General features: G+C 37.9%; 17 protein-coding genes. 1 reads left to right on the top strand and 16 read right to left on the bottom strand.

Annotation, left to right across the window (positions count from 1 at the left end; all coding sequences use genetic code 11):
- Position 1: 1 nt before the first annotated feature.
- From ACQKII_RS18305 to ACQKII_RS18280, 6 genes are all read right to left on the bottom strand, one after another.
- Entirely contained in the window at positions 2–1222 is a 1221-nt protein-coding gene (locus ACQKII_RS18305) for a hypothetical protein (protein WP_427461671.1), read from the bottom strand.
- Between the two features lie 122 nt (positions 1223–1344).
- Positions 1345–2526, bottom strand: coding sequence for a glycosyltransferase (locus ACQKII_RS18300; RefSeq protein ID WP_427461669.1), 1182 nt, complete (start codon positions 2524–2526; stop codon positions 1345–1347).
- 58 nt (positions 2527–2584) lie between these two features.
- The gene (locus tag ACQKII_RS18295) at positions 2585–3703 is read right to left on the bottom strand and encodes a glycosyltransferase family 4 protein (RefSeq protein WP_427461667.1); all 1119 of its coding nucleotides are present in this window, start codon (positions 3701–3703) and stop codon (positions 2585–2587) included.
- A gap of 108 nt (positions 3704–3811) precedes the next feature.
- Complete coding sequence (locus ACQKII_RS18290; RefSeq protein ID WP_427461765.1) at positions 3812–4567, bottom strand: tyrosine-protein phosphatase; 756 nt, start codon at positions 4565–4567, stop codon at positions 3812–3814.
- A 39-nt stretch (positions 4568–4606) separates the two neighbouring features.
- The gene (locus ACQKII_RS18285; RefSeq protein WP_427461763.1) at positions 4607–5269 is read right to left on the bottom strand and encodes a CpsD/CapB family tyrosine-protein kinase; all 663 of its coding nucleotides are present in this window, start codon (positions 5267–5269) and stop codon (positions 4607–4609) included.
- Positions 5270–5318: 49 nt separating this feature from the next.
- Positions 5319–6044: a YveK family protein gene (locus ACQKII_RS18280; protein WP_427461665.1), complete on the bottom strand. Its 726-nt coding sequence runs from the start codon at positions 6042–6044 to the stop codon at positions 5319–5321.
- A gap of 580 nt (positions 6045–6624) precedes the next feature.
- Here ACQKII_RS18280 and ACQKII_RS18275 point away from each other — a divergent pair.
- On the top strand, positions 6625–7332 hold the full coding sequence (locus ACQKII_RS18275) for a diphthine--ammonia ligase (RefSeq protein WP_427461663.1): 708 nt from the start codon (positions 6625–6627) through the stop codon (positions 7330–7332).
- A gap of 104 nt (positions 7333–7436) precedes the next feature.
- Here ACQKII_RS18275 and rny read toward each other — a convergent pair whose 3' ends face one another.
- From rny to yfmF, 10 genes are all read right to left on the bottom strand, one after another.
- The gene (gene rny, locus ACQKII_RS18270; RefSeq protein ID WP_427461661.1) at positions 7437–8996 is read right to left on the bottom strand and encodes a ribonuclease Y; all 1560 of its coding nucleotides are present in this window, start codon (positions 8994–8996) and stop codon (positions 7437–7439) included.
- 638 nt (positions 8997–9634) lie between these two features.
- Entirely contained in the window at positions 9635–10702 is a 1068-nt protein-coding gene (recA, locus tag ACQKII_RS18265; protein ID WP_427461659.1) for a recombinase RecA, read from the bottom strand.
- A gap of 159 nt (positions 10703–10861) precedes the next feature.
- The gene (locus ACQKII_RS18260) at positions 10862–12121 is read right to left on the bottom strand and encodes a competence/damage-inducible protein A (RefSeq protein ID WP_427461657.1); all 1260 of its coding nucleotides are present in this window, start codon (positions 12119–12121) and stop codon (positions 10862–10864) included.
- A gap of 17 nt (positions 12122–12138) precedes the next feature.
- Entirely contained in the window at positions 12139–12717 is a 579-nt protein-coding gene (gene pgsA, locus ACQKII_RS18255) for a CDP-diacylglycerol--glycerol-3-phosphate 3-phosphatidyltransferase (RefSeq protein WP_054767153.1), read from the bottom strand.
- A 47-nt stretch (positions 12718–12764) separates the two neighbouring features.
- A complete protein-coding gene (locus ACQKII_RS18250; protein WP_427461655.1) occupies positions 12765–13673 on the bottom strand; it encodes a helix-turn-helix domain-containing protein in 909 nt (302 codons plus the stop codon).
- Between the two features lie 25 nt (positions 13674–13698).
- Positions 13699–14487 carry a DUF3388 domain-containing protein gene (locus ACQKII_RS18245; protein ID WP_143999307.1) on the bottom strand — a complete coding sequence of 263 codons (789 nt, stop codon included), beginning with the start codon at positions 14485–14487 and terminating at the stop codon, positions 13699–13701.
- Between the two features lie 226 nt (positions 14488–14713).
- Positions 14714–14971 (bottom strand): DUF3243 domain-containing protein, encoded by a 258-nt coding sequence (locus ACQKII_RS18240; RefSeq protein WP_143997728.1) that lies wholly within the window; start codon positions 14969–14971, stop codon positions 14714–14716.
- Between the two features lie 44 nt (positions 14972–15015).
- On the bottom strand, positions 15016–15744 hold the full coding sequence (gene ymfI / locus ACQKII_RS18235; protein WP_427461653.1) for an elongation factor P 5-aminopentanone reductase: 729 nt from the start codon (positions 15742–15744) through the stop codon (positions 15016–15018).
- Positions 15741–17042, bottom strand: a complete 1302-nt coding sequence (yfmH, locus tag ACQKII_RS18230) for an EF-P 5-aminopentanol modification-associated protein YfmH (protein WP_427461651.1) — start codon at positions 17040–17042, stop codon at positions 15741–15743. The genes ymfI and yfmH overlap by 4 nt, the downstream gene beginning before the upstream one ends.
- Positions 17039–18310, bottom strand: coding sequence for an EF-P 5-aminopentanol modification-associated protein YfmF (gene yfmF, locus ACQKII_RS18225; protein WP_427461649.1), 1272 nt, complete (start codon positions 18308–18310; stop codon positions 17039–17041). The genes yfmH and yfmF overlap by 4 nt, the downstream gene beginning before the upstream one ends.
- Positions 18311–18318: the final 8 nt, after the last annotated feature.

The following is an 18318-nucleotide window of genomic DNA, read 5'->3' as shown; positions in this document are numbered from 1 at the left end:
CTCATCTCCCATTCATCTGAATTCCCTGACTTTTATTCATGGTTAATGCAAACATGAGTAACAAAATATGATACGGAAAATAATCCATTACAAATGAATCAAGTCCAATATTCGCAATGAACATGATATAAAGGGGAATGGCGTTGACCGAAAGTAATTGAAAGCTTGTATGTCCTACTATGCCAACATTATTTTGTAGCACTTTATATAAACTTAAAATGTAAAGTAAAGCGAGTATTACGCCAAAAAAACCTAAATAATAGGGCGTCGATAAGTACATGGTATGGGCCATTTTCACTTTCGAAAAAGTTGTCCCAAAGCCCGCTCCAAAAACAAAAATCTTTGTACTTTGCAAGATTTCGCTTGCAAACATCCCCCAACTACTCACTCGCCCTGTCGTGATGGCATCGGTGGAGATCCCTGCTCCAAAAAAACGAATCCAATATATTTCGAATAACTTCTCGTAAAAAAAAAACAGTGCTGTTCCACATATCACCAATATGAAAGAAGAAAACTTTATAGCCGTTTTGACATTGTTTTTAAAGAACACAATAAACGTCATCAAAATTAATGCAATGAATGTGATGATAAACATTTTGGAATAAGTCAGTACGCCAAAGGCCGCTAATATAATGATAAAAACAATCGACTTTTTTTCTTTTTTCCCATCGAGATTAAACAGTACTAATAAACAAGACATTGCTATTAAAATTTGTAAACTAAAATAATTCGGGTCTAAATCTAAACCAGTAAATCTAGTACTGATCGTACTCAATGTCCTTACCGTATTCACAACCGTCATAGATTGAATAAAACTATCGATTGTAGGAACAGAAAAGCTTATCAAACGAACAACGGCTGCAGCAAGTAAACCTAACACATAAATATACGTGTATCTTCTGAAGTATTCTTTATGATTGATAGCTTGGACAGCAAAGAAGATGACACTATAATTCAACACAAAACCTAACACTTCAATAACATTACCGCTGCTAAATAACGTTACACTGACAGCATAAAATACAAAGAGAAAATAGGTTATTACGAGCCTTGTTGACAACCCTTCGTTTTGTAAAATTATCGTCAAAATACTTAAAACAATATAGAAAAAACTCAGGACTACAAAAAGTGAATAGCTTGTTAAATCGAACTTAATGACATACACCCATGAAATAAAAAATAATAAATAGTCAATTCTATGTTGTTGCTTATCACACAACATGGCCGTACACGTTAACAGAAAAAAAATCCAAAGAAATATATTGCTACCTGTGTACATTTTTAACACAACAAATATACTGGAAATAAGACAGATGAAAATACTGAAATACTTATTTTTCAATATCATTTAGCATCAAACTCCAATACGAGTTGTTCTTGTGCTCTTCGATTTGTATATTGATTTTCTTCGATAAACCTTTTCATTCTTTGGAGCTTGTCAGCGTTTTCGATTACATGGGCAATAATCGGATAGAGGTCCTCTACATTTTCGCTTGTAATAAAGCCGTTTTGGCCATCACTAATTTGTTCACCTGCTGCTGCAAAATTCGTGGTAATAACCGGCGTATCTAATATCAATGCCTCCCCTATAACCATTGGATAACCCTCATATGCCGATGTTAAAATAAGCACATCACTTTGTCTTATAAAAGGATATGGATTGTGACATTCACCGACAAATTCAACCACATCATCTACCCCTAGTTCAAAGGCTAATCTTTTATTTTGCAGTAAATCTGGCCCGTCCCCTAAAATTCTCCAACGAAAATGACAAATGGAAGAATCCTTTAGTAACTTACAGAGATGTGGAATGAGATGAAACCTTTTGGTGGCATTTTCAATCCTCCCAATAGATATTAAATCTATTGGCCCCTTTTCAAAAGGTGTGTACTGCCATGCCAGCTCTTTTATTTCATCAATTGGGAAAAAGTTATAGACAACCTGAATTTTGTCTTTATATTGTGGGAGAAAGTTTATCAAATTTTGCTTACATGCTTCCGAAACACATAACAATCGATCAAAATTTTTATAGGTTTTGACACATCTATCATAATGAAAGTCGGCTTTAAGAGGATCCGTATGTATCCACGCGAACTTCCTATTTGCCTGAACAAATTTATCTACAAATAAATTCGTACCTTGGTTAAAATAATTATGTGGCACATCATTAAAATAAGAAATGGCAATATCATAAACTCTATTGTTGCGATGTGTTTTTAATAAGATTGCATATAAATGGTTAGAGCCAATCAATCGTACGACAATCATACATAATAGACGTAGTGTTACATGCCATACATTCTGTCTCTTTTTCACTTCTGCAAAAGGAGTAGCGATTAGTTGTAACAGTAAATTTCCTGTATGCACATTAACATTTGGAGGGATGTCCTTCATTAATTCACCTTTACCAAATGTAAAAACATCTATTTCATATTGCTTATAGAGACTGACTTCTTTGAGTGTATTAATTAATGCTTTTTGAATACCGCCCATCTGAAAATTTTGCGCAACAAATAATATCTTCATATAGTCCCCCTAGCAATCCAATATTATTGTAAATTTACATTAGCTATTAATAAACGTTTCATAAATACCTATATAGATCCGTTAACCTTTTTTCCATTTGGCACCAACTATAATGTTCTTCATAAAGTTCTTTCATTTTATGAGTAATTTCTGGCCACTCGTTCCTTCGCTTGACCAAACTGTCAATGGCTTTTTGTAGACTCTCTCTATTAAAATCAATGAGTTCGCCAAGATTATTTTCCGCTACAACCTCAGACATACCTGTATTTTTTGCCATTATTAAGGGTTTTCCGAGCATTAATGCCTCATAAAATTTATTTGGCGCTGCATAGTAATGATTAGAAAGTTCAGGGTCGTAAATAGCTGTCATAATATCGCAGCTATTTTCTAATTCTAATGTCTTTTCATAGGGTAACTTACCGTAAAATAGTATGTTATCGTGCTCTTGTGAAATTTGCGCTAGTTCATCCGCAAATTCTCCAAACCCGCCAATATGCAATTCGTAGTTTGGGGTATTCTTAACTATTTCCACCAATTCTTGAATAAGTCTCTCTCTAGCCAGAATGCCTACATAAACTATTTTTACTTTGTCTGGATTCAAATGTAAGTCACCATTTAGATTTACATAAATCGGGGTATTATAAATAACTTCTAATTTTTTGGGCGACGATTTAGCAATCTGTTCTTTGCGCTTTTCTGTACAAATTATTACTGCATCCACTGTGTTCATTAGCATAACATCTATAGTTCCCACGATTTTCCCGATACTTTCTGGTCCATTAAATGGTGCTGTAATCGAATCGAAAATATCGTAGATGACTTTTTTATGAAGTATTTTCCCGCATATTGTCCCTACTAGTGCCGTATCAAAATCACAAGCATGAATAATGTCATACGTATTTTTATTTCGCAGCAGCCAATGAAATAGTTTTACTTGAAATTTCAACAATGGCAAGAGATTTTTTTTAAAACCACCTCCATACGTAGCTGGCAATCCGAATCTTGTGATTTTAATGGCATGTGTACGCTCTAATAATTGCTCTTTCGCCCTATACTTGGCGTCTCGATCCCACGCTAAAATTTGGACACGCCAGTTATTTTTGACAAGGCTGTGTGCTTCCTTTTCGACCCTTGGATCTGGAGAAACAGGATTACTTCTCATGAAAACCACTCTCACCTATACTATCCCCTTACATATTTAATGCCTGCTATAACAAATTCGCCTTTATTTGTTTATGTATTCTATTATGTTTTATGTCCTTACATACGGACGTGTTTTCTTATTTCAAAAAAACTTCCACCATTTTTTTGTGAAAGTATCTTCTGGTTCATAAGATAGTAAAGGCTGATTTTTGATGATGCGTTTGTTATTCTCAAGGAAACAATCCACTGCTTCTAATTCTTTTTGTTTTTCTAGAAATCTGAGTCCTTTTTCAAATAATAAGGGACGTGTTTTTAAATTATGCACATCCGAACCATAAGTATGAACAAGGTTCGAACGCACTAATCTTATGGACAGCTTTTGAACGGCCTTTCCAAACATACCGGTTAAGCTGCCTGCGGTTATTTGTGCAAGTGCACCCTCGCGTATAAGTTGGGTTAAACGGCCCGGGTTTTCGGCAATCACTCTATTTCTCTCTGGATGTGCAATGATGGGGGTGATACCTGCTGTTAGTAAACCGTAAATGATATCTTTTGTATACTTGGGTATGAAATGAGATGGAAGCTCTAAAAGTAAATAATTGGAGTGCGCTAATGTATGTAGCTGCTGTTGTTCACAAAGCTCTAAAATCTGCCCTGACAAACGTACCTCATGTCCTGGGTAAAGTTTTAATGGCAAGTTACGCCTTTCGATTTCGTGCTGTAGTTGCTTAATTTGTTCACTCACTATCTCAAAATGGACATTATATAATGGATGTAGAGCATGTGAGGTTGAAATCATCCCTGTAATCCCTTGTGCAACAGCTTGGTCAAATATGCTGAGCGACTCTTCTAATTTTTCTGGCCCATCATCGACATTAAATAAAATATGACTGTGCATATCAATCACTGTGTGCCACTCCCCATCTACATCCTATAGCTATCTATAATATTCTTCATAGTATTGACTACGCGGTAATTTATAATTATTTAATACGACCCCTAAAATATTCGCTTTTGAGGATTCAAGGCTTGCCTTTGCTTTTAGAACACTAGAATTTTCCACAGCACCACTATTAACTATCAACAGTGTGCCATCACATTTATTGGATAAAATTTGTGCATCCGTCACCGATAAAATTGGTGGTGCATCGAAAATAATGATGTCAAACTCTTTCTTTAACTCTTCCATCACACTCTCTAATGTTTTAGAAGCAAGTAACTCAGCTGGATTCGGTGGGATTGGCCCGCTCGTCAAGACAAAAAGATTAGGAATATCTGTACGATTGATAACATCTAACATAGTCGATTGCCTTGTTAGTATATTTGAAAGCCCTCTCACATTTTGCAATAAAAACGTATAATGCATAGTTGGCTTACGTAAATCGGCATCCACAATAACTATCTTTTTTCCTTCCTGCGCAAACACCACGCCTATATTAGCGACATTTGTTGACTTTCCTTCACCTGGTGTTGCAGAGGTTACTAAAATTGTTTTTATATTTTTATCAGGCATTGAAAATGTAATATTTGTACGGATTGTCCGAAATTGTTCAGAAACAATAGAATTACTGTTTGCAACTGTCACAAGCTTTCGAGCCATTTTTATTAGCTTCTTCTTTTTCTTTTTTGCTTTTTTTTGTTGAAACAAGTTACTCCCTCCTCATTTTATGGGATGCAATCCTAGTGCTCCTATTATTGGCATCACTAATTTGACTAATCAGGCCTATAATCGGTAACCCTAGCGTTTCTTCAATATCTTGCTCCGTCTTAATCGTCGTATCAAGGCTCGCTACTATGATTGCGAAACCTGCACTCAAGATGAAGCCAATGAATGAGGCTGCCACGATGTAGAGAGTCTTGTTCGGCGCTACTGGCTCAGGTTCTTCATCTAACTTTGCTACTGACAAAATATTAACATTATCAACCGTCATTAAGATTTGAATTTCCTCTTGAAACACGCCTGCTATCGTATTCGCAATATCGACAGCCAGGTCCGCTTGCTTATCTTCGACGTTAATATTAACGACTTGAGAGTTATTGGCACTTGAAACAGTGATTTGGTTCATTAATATTTCTGGTGTCAAATCCAAATCCAATTTATTGATGACCTTAGATAAGATAGCTGGACTTTTAATGATGATATTATACGTATTAATTAATCGTAAATCTGTCTCAACCTGTTGTACCCCTATATATGGTTGATCTGTGTTTTTTTGATTGACTAATAGCTGTGTTTCAGCTTCATATATAGGCTGTAAAATAAAATAACTAATAAAGGCTGTAACTAAAGCTATGAATAATGTAAAGCTCATTATAAAAAGCAAATGTTTTCGTACTATTTTCAATACATCTTGTAATGTGATTGTCTCTTTCAACGTCATTCACCCCTTGTCAAAACGTATGCTAGTTATAATATGTGGCACTACTAAACTATTTGAATTATTAAAAGCATTATTCAAAAATTTTAGGAGGATCGTTCAATAAGCTGTTATTTGCCAGTATATTGTTACACACTTTTATTTATTCAAAGAAAAGAACACGTAGATGTAACATTGAAACCAAAAATACCTCGCAAATCTATATTTTCTGTTAAATAAAAAGAATCCATTTTGAAAAAAGATTGATTAAAGTGGATTCTTATCAGCAGATTTAAGTTTGGTTTTTCATAAATGATTTGATTATTTTCGACCTGCTATGCTCAACAATCACTTCCTTTAATGGAAAATCACTAAAGCGTAGTGATTTCAAGAAAATCCTCCTTTAGCGACATGCTTTGAGATGATTTTCTTTTTTCTGCATCATCAGAATTTCAATTTTTTTTATCGAGACGCATTAATATTCTATCTGTAAGGTCCAATCGTGATAAAATTAAACAAATAGAGCGATGAAATCTCATATAAAATGGCTATTAGCAGGCATCGTGAAAAAAGTCATTAGCATAAAGGGGAAAATTGAATGGCAGAATTAAAGGATTGGAAAAATAGTGCTCGCGGGCATAAATTTATAGCTTCATTTAGTGGAGGAAAGGATAGTGTCTTAGCTTTATATAAAGCAGAGAAGATTGGAGAAGCGATTGGACTGATTGTCATGCTGGAGGAAGAAGGGAAATGTTCCAGATCTCATGGAATGCCTCCAGAACTCATACGTGCCCAAGCTAAATCTATAGGTTTACCTGTATATACTGCAGCCGCAAGCTGGACAGATTATGAAAAAGAATTTATGCGCCTTTTAGAAAATGCTAAAAGTCAAGGAGCGGAAGTGTTAGTAACTGGGGACTTAGATATGCCAGCTCATGGCTGTTGGCATGAAAAGGTTACGAAGAATGCTGGATTAAAGCTTGGTATGCCTTTATGGGAAATGAACCATCGCGAAGCTGTCGAAGAGTTCATAAATCTAGGATTTGTAACGACCATTGTCACTGTTAATTTATCATTAGGAATGCGAGAGGTAGATTTAGGGCGAACGTTAACCCATGAATACGTGAAGGAGCTTGAAGCTCGTGGTATTGATCCCTGCGGAGAAGGTGGAGAGTTCCATACCACAGTAATAGATGGGCCCATTTTTAAATATCCAATTCCAGTTCGTAAATGTGAGATTATTAAAGATGGAGACTATGCTTTTTTGCCTTTGGAATTAGATCAGATGGCCGCTATGGATACCTAAACTCCCCTTCGTACAATGTTTCACAAATACCATACAAACAACGTTAAGTCATACACAAAGAGGCTTCCCTTGACCTAAGTCAAAGGAAGCCTCTTTATTATTTACTATTTCGCATACTCCACAGCACGTGTTTCACGAATAACTGTTACTTTAATATGTCCTGGATAGTCAAGCTCGTCCTCTATTCGCTTACGAATATCGCGCGCTAGACGATGTGAAGCTAAATCGTCAATTTTTTCAGGTTGTACGATAATTCGAATTTCACGACCTGCTTGGATAGCATATGATTTTTCGACACCATCATAGCTTTCAGAAATCTCTTCTAATTTTTCAAGTCTGCGGATATAGTTTTCGAGTGTCTCACTACGAGCCCCTGGACGCGCTGCTGATAATGCGTCAGCTGCAGCCACTAGTACCGCAATAACAGAAGTTGCTTCTGTATCACCATGGTGAGAAGCGATACTGTTAATAACGACCGGATGTTCTTTGTATTTCGTTGCAAGTTCTACACCAATTTCGACGTGGCTACCTTCCACTTCATGGTCAATAGCCTTACCAATATCATGTAATAAGCCTGCACGACGAGCCAATGCTACATCTTCACCAAGTTCAGCTGCGAGTAAACCAGCTAAATGTGCAACCTCTACTGAATGTTTTAGTACGTTTTGACCATAACTTGTACGATACTTCATGCGCCCTAAAATTTTCATTAAATCTGGATGTAGATTGTGAATGCCAATTTCAAATGTCGTTTGTTCCCCTGTTTCGCGGATTTGTTCATCCACCTCACGACGAGATTTTTCAACCATTTCCTCGATACGTGCAGGGTGAATACGCCCATCTTGTACCAGTTTTTCAAGTGCCAATCGAGCCGTTTCACGACGAATTGGATCAAAACCAGATAAAATAACCGCTTCTGGTGTATCATCGATGATTAAATCAATACCTGTTAACGTTTCTAGCGTTCGGATATTACGGCCCTCACGACCGATAATTCGACCTTTCATTTCATCATTTGGCAAAGTCACGACAGAGACTGTTGTTTCTGCTACGTGGTCAGCTGCAAAACGTTGCAGTGCCAGTGATAAAATCTCACGTGCTTTTTTATCAGATTCTTCTTTTGCACGTGTTTCAGATTCTTTCGTCATCACAGCAATATCAGTTGCGAGCTCTTTTTCTACCTCACCTAAGATAACAGCCTTGGCCTCATCTCTTGTTAATGCAGAAATACGCTCTAACTCTGTTTTTTGCGCGGCAACGAGCTCGTCCACTTTGCTTTCCATCTGTTCAATATGCTGTTGTCTTTCGGCAAGAGCTTGTTCCTTACGCTCTAAGCCAGCTTCTCTCTTATTCAGAGCATCATCCTTGCGATCAAGATTCTCTTCTCTTTGCAATAAACGGTTCTCTTGTTTTTGAAGTTCTAAACGACGATCACGAATGTCATTTTCGGCTTCAGTACGAAATTTGTGAGTTTCATCTTTGGCTTCAAGTAGTGCTTCTTTCTTTAATGCCTCCGCTTCTCGTTTTCCTTCTTCAACGATCGTTTCAGCAACATGTTTAGCACCAGTGATTTTTGAGTCATTCACTTTTTTCATGTAGATATAGCTAACAGCGGCACCAACGATGAGTCCAAGCAAAGCGGAGATGATAGTAATTCCATCCATATGAACACCTCCTCTTGCTATTTGGGTAATACAGTTTCAGTCGGCGCATACATCCATTTCGCCTTGGGGGCCAACATAATGTTGGTCACTCAGTCGTTGCCACAAGACGTGGCGTTCTTAGACTGAGTTCCTCTATTTCAGTAGGTATTTGAACACCCACTAAAAGGAACCACAACCGCATTCATCTCACCACCTTCAGAGGTGGGAGTCTTACGCTGAATGAAGATAAAATGTACTGCCTATTTCAAAGTCATAATTCAGAAATTATACATATTTAATTGTATATCTAGCTTTTAGCTCTGTCAAGGATAGACGGTCACCTGTTCGCCTCGAACAAGAAAAAAAGTAAGTGATATCCATAAGGAGAATTTATTACCTGATACTTATGTGCTAGCTATAAATCCAGCTATTGATTAATAATTCGGATTTTCAGTCCAAAGGTTTCAATTCATCATTTGTAAATTGCGTGTGATGAACAGCATATCATGTTATGCTACCCATCAAAACATCTTTCATTACTTACTAAAGAACTATGCAAAAGAAATATCGCAAATTTCTACAGATAATGACACGTAAAATAATAATGAAAGCAAAAAAATACATCGTTCTCACTCTGTAGCGCGAGAACGATGTATTTTTTATTTTTCTTCTTCAAGAAGAACTATTAATTCCTCATCCATTTCCTCTTCTACATCATGTGCTGCAATTGTATAAGCAGCTGAAGCAATACCGTAGGAAGCACGGATTTTATTAGCAATATCATCTAGGACAGCAGGGTTTTCTTTTAAGTATTGTTTTGCATTTTCACGGCCTTGTCCTAGGCGCTCATCACCATATGCATACCAAGAGCCGCTTTTTTGCACGATGTCTAGCTCAACACCTAAATCGACTGTTTCGCCCTCTTTTGAAATGCCTTCACCGTACATAATATCAACTTCTGCTGTACGGAATGGTGGTGCTACTTTGTTTTTCACAATTTTAATTTTCGTACGGTTACCCATAATGTCATTGCCTTGTTTAATAGCTTCTGCACGACGTACTTCTAAACGAACAGAGCTATAGAATTTAAGCGCACGACCTCCTGGAGTTGTTTCTGGGTTCCCGAACATGACACCGATTTTTTCACGAATCTGGTTAATGAAGATGGCAATAGTTTTTGATTTATTGATAGCGCCAGAAAGCTTACGTAAAGCCTGAGACATTAATCGCGCTTGTAAACCCACGTGCGAATCACCCATATCACCTTCGATTTCCGCTTTTGGCACTAATGCTGCCACTGAGTCAATAACGATGATTTCGATAGCACCACTGCGTACTAATGCTTCTGCAATTTCAAGCGCTTGTTCGCCAGTATCTGGTTGCGATAATAATAATTCGTCGATGTTAACGCCTAATTTTTGTGCATAGATTGGATCTAATGCGTGCTCAGCATCGATAAATGCTGCCTGCCCACCTGCTGCTTGTACTTCTGCAATTGCATGTAAGGCAACTGTTGTTTTACCTGATGATTCTGGGCCATATACTTCAATAATACGTCCACGAGGATAGCCACCAATACCTAATGCTGCATCAAGTGCTAGCGAACCACTTGAAGATGTTGCAATTTCTAAATCTGTTTTTTCGCCAAGCTTCATGATAGAACCTTTCCCAAAATTCTTTTCAATTTGCTTTAAAGCCTGTTCTAAGGCAGCTTTACGATCACTCATTGTTTTTCCTCCTTCGAAACTGTTCACTGTTTTTATCTATCTCTACTATACTTGTTTTTGAGAAAACACGCAAGAAAAAAGCGAACATTTATTCGATTTTTCTCCAAAATAAAAATTTGGGTATGTTTTCTCTACCCAAATTTCTATTTTGACTTCTATTTAGTAACGTTTCATAAAACCTCGTTCTTCCAATAGTTGCATTAAGTAATGGCATGTAAACTTCACCGCACGTAAACGATTCGTATTGCGCATACCCGATAAATGTAATAAATACGTGATCGGTTCTTCTTCACCAATAGCAATCCCAATCCAAACCATTCCTACGGGTTGGTGGTCATGTGCTGTCGGGCCTGCTGCACCAGTAAGACCAATACCAATAGTTGTACTGAACTTCTCACGTACAGTGCTGGCCATCGCTGCAGCACATTCACTACTGACAATGCCATGCGTATCTAATAATTCCTGTGAGATACCAAGTTGCTTCACCTTTGCCTCTTCTGTATAAGTGACAACGCCACCAATGAGCGCAGTACCTACCCCTGGAATCTCAGCCAGCTCTGACTGAAATAAGCCTGCTGTTAAACTCTCAGCCGCAGAAATTGTTAATTTATTATCTAACAGCATCTCCACCGTCTTCGAGGCAAGGGAATCATCATCAATGCCATATTGATAGTCTCCAACAATCGCCTGGATTTCAGTAACTTTCGATGCAATAAGCTGTCGGGCTTTATCCTCTGTTTCTGCCTTCGCTGTTACACGCAATGTGACTTCACCATCAGATGCGAGTGGTGCAACGGTTGGATTTGTCTGTGTATCAAGAATGTCTTGCACACTTACCTCTAGCTCAGCTTCGCCGATGCCATAAAAGCGCATCACGTGAGACACAATTACGCCACCGTCATTGAGCATCGCACCAAGCTTTGGTTTTGCTTCAAATTGGAACATTGGTTCAAGTTCTTTGGGTGGACCAGGAAGAAGAATGTACGTACGTTCATCCTTCGTCAGTATCATACCAGGAGCCATACCATGATGGTTTGCCAGCACTTCACTACCCGCTAATACAAGCGCCTGTTTACGATTATTTTCCGTCATTGGTCGTCCTCGTTTTGCAAAAAACTGTTCGATATAGGAAAGGGCTACTTCATCAAATGCTAGATTAACACCCAGATGGCGTGCAATTGTTTCCTTTGTTAAGTCATCCTTTGTAGGACCAAGGCCACCTGAGAGGATAATCAGATTTGCACGAGATTCTGCTACCGCGATTGCCTCTTCTAATCTTTTAGAATTGTCTCCAACAACCGTATGATAAAACACGTTAATCCCTAGTTCAGACAGCTGGCTTGAGATAAACTTCGCATTTGTATTTGTAATCTGTCCAAGCAATAATTCTGAACCAACTGCAAGAATTTCAGCATTCATGATTCACAAGACCTTTCTTATTTAGACTCCAGTAACACACGGCGATTTAGATAGAAATAATCCCATCCAGACCATAGTGTAAAGAACAATGCAATATATAACATAATTGTATCGAACGGGATACCGAAAAGTGTAAAGATTGTATTGTGTAGAAGTGCAGCAGCAATAGCCACGATTTGCGCCCATGTTTTAATTTTACCAAGCTGGTTCGCTGCTACGACCTCTCCTCCACCTGCCAAAATTAAACGTAGACCAGTTACCGCAAACTCACGGCTTATAATTATTATGATTAACCAAGCAGACGCCATATCAAGCTCTACCATTAAAATAAATGCCGCAGATACAAGTAATTTGTCAGCCAACGGGTCTAAAAATTTCCCAAACGTTGTCACAAGATTGTACTTACGCGCGTAATAACCATCTACCCAATCGGTCGTCGAAGCAAAAATAAAAATAAGCGCTCCCACAAAATGATGGACTGGCATCTCTGCACCAAATAACGTCATTGTTCCCCAACCAAAATCAAACATCATGACAATAACAAAGAACGGAATAAGTAAGATACGTGAGATGGTAATTTTATTTGGAATGTTCATTTTTCTAACACCTTTCATGAAGAAAGAAAGTAGTCATCACAAGACGACTACTGTTCTTTATTGAAATTGATGACGATGTTTTGCGTTACGATTTGCTGAGCGTACGTTAAAAGTTCGTCATTAATATATACCTTAGCTTGTGATGAATTACCAAGACGGACACGGGCATAATTTTGCGCCGTTGCATCAAATTCCACTACTTCACCTGCGTTATAAACGCGAGTATCTGCTAGTAATTCTTGTTGCTGTTGGTCACGAATCCCAATAAATGTAGGACCAGACACCTCAATGCGTATTTTAAATGAATCTGTACCCGTCAATGTATAAGAAGTTGTCGCACCATCTGCTTCTATTGTACCTGCTGAAATCGTTTGCTTAACCTCTTCAACGTTATGCTCATCTGATGTTACTTCTTTTGAATCATCTTTTGAATCATCATCTTTATTGGCATTCTCTTGTTCTTGTTTGTCTTTTTCCTCTTTATCTTTTTCACTATCAATCGGCTTTGGTTTTTTAACATATTCCACTTCTGGTGGCGTATCTTCAATTACATTTGTTCCTGCATTATTTTTTGATTGTAATAGAAACCAAATTGCAACAAGAATGACGATAATAAATAAACCGACGATTATTTTCGGCATAGCCTCCATCATTTTATTAGATGGAACTTTTCTTCTACTTGAACTTTGTGTCATCGATTGGCTTACTTGATCGTTTTTCGTTCCTGGTAATTCACTCTTATAGGTTTCTAAAATTTCCTCTGCATTTAAACCAACAGCTTCTGCATACTGCTTAATAAAAGCACGCACATAAAACGAACCAGGCATAATCGAATAATTGCCCTCTTCAATCCCTACTAAATAACGCTTTTGAATTTTCGTTATCTCTTGCAAATCGTCTAAGCTGTAGCCTTTAGACAGTCTCGCCTCTTTCAGTCGAGTCCCTAATTCTGTCACTCATAACACCTACTTTAGTATCAAATTAAAAATTAAATCCTCCAAATGAATCGGATTCGGACATCATATGATTTTTTTCCATTATTTCATAAGTAATTTCTTCATCTGGGTGATGACGTAGTTCAATAATATAATCAAAATCCTCAATCTTATATTCTGAATGCTGCACAAACATATCTGGATGCTCTACAACCTTGATGGATGGCATATTCATCATCTCACGTACTAGTTGCAAATGTCGTTCATCCGTCGAGCGACGTGTCACAATGCCGTCTAATATAAAGATATTATTGTCACTGAATTCATCGCCAGCCAGCTTATTACGAACGGTTTGCTTAATCATTGTAGAAGATAAAAAAATCCATTTTTTATTGGCGCACACACTTGCCGCGACAATAGACTCTGTCTTACCAACACGAGGCATACCGCGTATTCCAATGAGTTTATGACCATCCTTCTTAAATAACTCTGCCATAAAATCCACTAAAATACCAAGTTCATCTCGCACGAAGCGAAAGGTATTTTTTTCATCTGCATCTCGAGGAATATAATGACCGTGCCTTATGGCTAAGCGATCACGGAGTTTAGGTTGTCGAAATTTGGTAACGTGGATATGTTCCATTGTCGAAACAATTGTACGAAAACGCTCAATCGCCTCATCATTGTCTGTATGTACTAGCATACCACGACGCCCTTCATCGACACCATTTATTGAAATAATATTGACACGAAGCATCCCTAAAAGTGAAGCAATATCTCCTAATAATCCAGGGCGATTCACCTGAATCTCATATTCAAAGTACCAATCGCTCAAACTCACTCGTTCCCTTCCTATTAGTTAACGTAAAAAATCTTTTATAAGTTCCATCATAGCTGATTTTTTATGTAATGGAAAGTTAGAATACATGGAATTACAGCGTTATTTTAAAAAACTTACTATTTTTTTGGAGCGTACTCCTAATAGGCTTACATACGTTCCCTTTTCCTGACGGCTATTACTTTTTGATATAGAAAAAAGAGGAGATAAACTCTCCTCTTTCTCATTGTACATGTTTATTTTGAACAAGTTTTACGACACAATTCGCCAAGGCCTGTTTCTCATCTTCAGAGGCAACGCCCCATAAATCCGACAGCACTCGCTCTTGCTCGTTTTTAGGATCGACATTTGTCGCCAAATAATCGCCGATTTGCATAGCTGCTTGTTGAATCATTTTTTTCGGCATACCACTTGATTCAGCCTGCATTACGTTTTGTCCTAAAAAAGATGTCCATTTTTGCCAGTTTTCTAAAATGGTCATAAGATCCTCCTCCTTTACACAGGTAGTATGCGCAAAAAAGAATCTTATATGTACCAGCCGCCATTTAATCTTATTATTTGTCCTGTTACGTAATCTGCCTTACCAGAAAGATAAAAACGAACCATTTCAGCTACATCCGTTGTTTTACCGACCGTACCAAGGGGAATTTCCTCTAAAATTGTATCGAGTTCCACATCATTTAAATGACTATTCATGGAAGTATGGATAAAGCCAGGCGCTATAGCATTCACTCGAATACGAGACAACGCCACTTCTTTCGCATAAGACTTCACAAAGGTATGTTGGGCGCCTTTTACCGTTGCATAAAGTGTTTCACCAGCTGATCCTGCCTCGCCCCAAATCGAGCCGATAAAGAGCACATAGCTAACATCATGAGCACGTAACTTTGATGATAATAACGCTGTTAAACGCATTGGATTTTGCACATGGACACGCCATAATGCGTCCATATCCTCCACTGTAGTATCTTCAAGAAGTGCATAATGTGCTTGACCACTTGCAAAAACGATCGCCTGCACAGTAAAAATTTGCGAGGCCATCGTTTCTGCTGCTGTTATTTTTGAAAAATCCCCCTGCACAAGCATGAATTCCTGTGTAGGGAAATTTTCTGAAAGCGCATAAAGTAAAGTTTGTGCCGCTTCCTTATTATTCGAATAATGCACATAGAGTGACCAACCGTCCTGTGCCAGGCTCTGACAAATGGAACGACCAATCTCTCCTGAAGCACCTAATACAAGCGCAAATTTCTTCACTGTTCGCCCTTCTCAGTTGGTAGAACTTTGAAGACTGTTTGTTGCGATTCACCTTGAATTGTTGCAAATGCAGAAGTTAAGTCTTCGATCGTTAACTCTTCCAGAACTGGGACAACGTCAAATAAATTCATGTCGTTGAACGAGTAACGCGTGAATTGATTGGCAATGAATTCAATAGAGTTCAGCGCACGTAAGAAGAAACCGATTTTTTTACGTTTAATGCGTTCTAAATCGGCACTTGCAAATTGAGCATTTCCCTCATATTTTGCTAATTCTGTTTTAATTGCCTGTTCTAATGCCACTGGTTCTGTTGTATCAGACCCAATCATGGCAAATCCAAAGCCATTTTCTAATGTAAAGTCAAATGCATACGACTCATCAATTAGACCTTCATCATAAACACGCTCATAAAAATTAGATGTACGTCCAAAGATAAGTTCTAAAGCTATTTGTACTGAAAGCTCATGCTTTAACATTTCGCGACCAGAAAGCCCCGTCTCTTTCGCCTTTAAGCCAATATATAACTTTGGTTTTTGAACATCCATATGCAATGTACGTTCTTTCATTGCAACTGCTGTCGGTTCTTCGTCAAAGAAACGCTGTATTGGCGCAGGCTCAGGGAATTCTTTTTTACCTTGATTTTCTCGAATGAATGCCATCATTTCTTCAGGTTCAACTGCACCTATGGCAAATAACAGCATGTTTGAAGGATGGTAAAAAGTATGATAGCACGTGTATAAATGATCTGCAGTAATCCCATCAATCGATTCGATTGTACCTGCAATGTCAATTTTCACAGGGTGATTGTGATACATATTTTCAATTGTACCGAAATACAATCGCCAATCTGGCTGATCATCATACATCGTAATTTCCTGACCAATAATACCTTTTTCCTTATTGACTGTCGCTTCTGTAAAGTAAGGCTCTTGCACAAAATTTAATAAGGTTTCAGTGCTGTTATAAATATTGTCTGTTGATGAAAATAAATACGCTGTCCGTGTAAAGGATGTAAAGGCATTTGCAGAAGCGCCATATTCGCTAAATTTTTGGAATACGTCACCGTCTTCTTTTTCGAACATTTTGTGCTCTAAAAAGTGTGCAATGCCATCTGGCACAGAAATGCTTTCCGTTTCACCGATTGGCATAAAGGTACGGTCAACAGAACCGTATTTTGTCGTGAATGTCACGAATGTTTTTGAGAAGCCCTTTTTTGGCAAAATATATACGTCTAAGCCATTTTCTAGCTTTTCATAGTAAAGTGTTTCATCTAATTGCTTAAATTCAATTGTTTTCATTGTGCGGCTTGCTCCTTTCCACATAAGAAATAGATCGCTTCTAGCTGCACTTGTTTTGCCATTTCGACAACATCTTGCTTCGTAACAGCCTTCCATTTATTTGCCCAGGTTTCAACAGAAAATTCCTCGGGTAAATCCTTATATTGGTCGTAAATTTCTATTTGTCCACGCGCAGAATCAAGAGATTCTTTTAGCTGGTTCGTCAGCATCGCCTTTGTTTGCTCTAGCTCTAAATCTGAAATGTCACCTGCCTGCATGACAGCAAGTTGCTCTTTAATAAGTGATAAGGCCTTTTCTTCATTTTTAGCTTCAATGCCTGACACAACAAATAGTAAGCCATAATGCGATGCGTATGAACTAGATGCATAGTACGCTAAACTTTCTTTTTCACGAACATTCATAAATAACTTCGCATGTGGATAACCACCGAATACGCCGTTAAAAATTTGCATTTTCGCAAAGTCTGCATCACCAAATCTTACGGAAGTACTAAAACCAATATGCAACTTCCCTTGTTTCATGTCATGTTGCTCACGCACATAATCATTTTGTGGATGTTTTTGCGGCAGTATAGCGGGAATTTCATCTGGTGTACGATCCTTAAAAGGTAGCGCCTGTTTTAATTTCGCTACGATTTCGTCTTCATTAATATCGCCTGCAACATAAATGTCGATTTTATCGTTTGCTAGCATGGATTCGTAAGCTGCCAATAATGATGCCGATGTGATGTTTTCGATAGCTTCTACTGTACCATTGGCAGAAATTGAGGCAGGCTCGTTTGGACGTAAAATTTGTTGAAGACGCTGTTGTGCAAAACGCGACTTGTCATCAAAAATGGATTCAATTCGCTGAATGACCATTTTCTTTTCTCGTGCCACAATAGATTCTTTAAATACACCATTTTCTAAATTCGGCTCGAAAATTGCCGTGTGCAGTAATCCAAGCACTTCATTTAAAACACTCGTATTTGCCAAATACTGATCATTCACGGCTTCTACATTCATCAACACCGTATGCTCGTTACCACGCTTAGACGTGTCAAAATACAACACAGTCCCATATAAGTCATCTAGAGAGCTACGAAATGCGGCTGTAGTTGTATATTTTGCATTGCTATGCTGCAATACATTTGTTAACACCGTGCGTTCTGACGCACTTTCGGCCGTTAAGGGTCTTCTCCATTTAATTGAAAAATTTACGGTTTTAAATTGGGTCGTTTGTCGGATATGCAAATTGACACCTTTTGCAAAAGGTATTGTTTTAAACATATGAAACC

The sequence above is a fragment of the Lysinibacillus sp. NPDC048646 genome, assembly GCF_050272295.1.
Classification (GTDB): domain Bacteria; phylum Bacillota; class Bacilli; order Bacillales_A; family Planococcaceae; genus Lysinibacillus.
This window is presented reverse-complemented; position numbering and strand designations above follow the sequence as displayed.

Bases quoted from the DNA above. Each gene is read 5' to 3' on its own strand.
- ACQKII_RS18305 (WP_427461671.1), bottom strand. From the start codon at position 1,222: ATGTTGTGTGATAAGCAACAACATAGAATTGACTATTTATTATTTTTT.
- ACQKII_RS18300 (WP_427461669.1), bottom strand. From the start codon at position 2,526: ATGAAGATATTATTTGTTGCGCAAAATTTTCAGATGGGCGGTATTCAA.
- ACQKII_RS18290 (WP_427461765.1), bottom strand. From the start codon at position 4,567: ATGCACAGTCATATTTTATTTAATGTCGATGATGGGCCAGAAAAATTA.
- ACQKII_RS18285 (WP_427461763.1), bottom strand. From the start codon at position 5,269: ATGGCTCGAAAGCTTGTGACAGTTGCAAACAGTAATTCTATTGTTTCT.
- ACQKII_RS18275 (WP_427461663.1), top strand. From the start codon at position 6,625: ATGGCAGAATTAAAGGATTGGAAAAATAGTGCTCGCGGGCATAAATTT.
- rny (WP_427461661.1), bottom strand. From the start codon at position 8,996: ATGGATGGAATTACTATCATCTCCGCTTTGCTTGGACTCATCGTTGGT.
- recA (WP_427461659.1), bottom strand. From the start codon at position 10,702: ATGAGTGATCGTAAAGCTGCCTTAGAACAGGCTTTAAAGCAAATTGAA.
- ACQKII_RS18260 (WP_427461657.1), bottom strand. From the start codon at position 12,121: ATGAATGCTGAAATTCTTGCAGTTGGTTCAGAATTATTGCTTGGACAG.
- pgsA (WP_054767153.1), bottom strand. From the start codon at position 12,717: ATGAACATTCCAAATAAAATTACCATCTCACGTATCTTACTTATTCCG.
- ACQKII_RS18240 (WP_143997728.1), bottom strand. From the start codon at position 14,971: ATGACCATTTTAGAAAACTGGCAAAAATGGACATCTTTTTTAGGACAA.
- yfmH (WP_427461651.1), bottom strand. From the start codon at position 17,042: ATGAAAACAATTGAATTTAAGCAATTAGATGAAACACTTTACTATGAA.
- yfmF (WP_427461649.1), bottom strand. From the start codon at position 18,310: ATGTTTAAAACAATACCTTTTGCAAAAGGTGTCAATTTGCATATCCGA.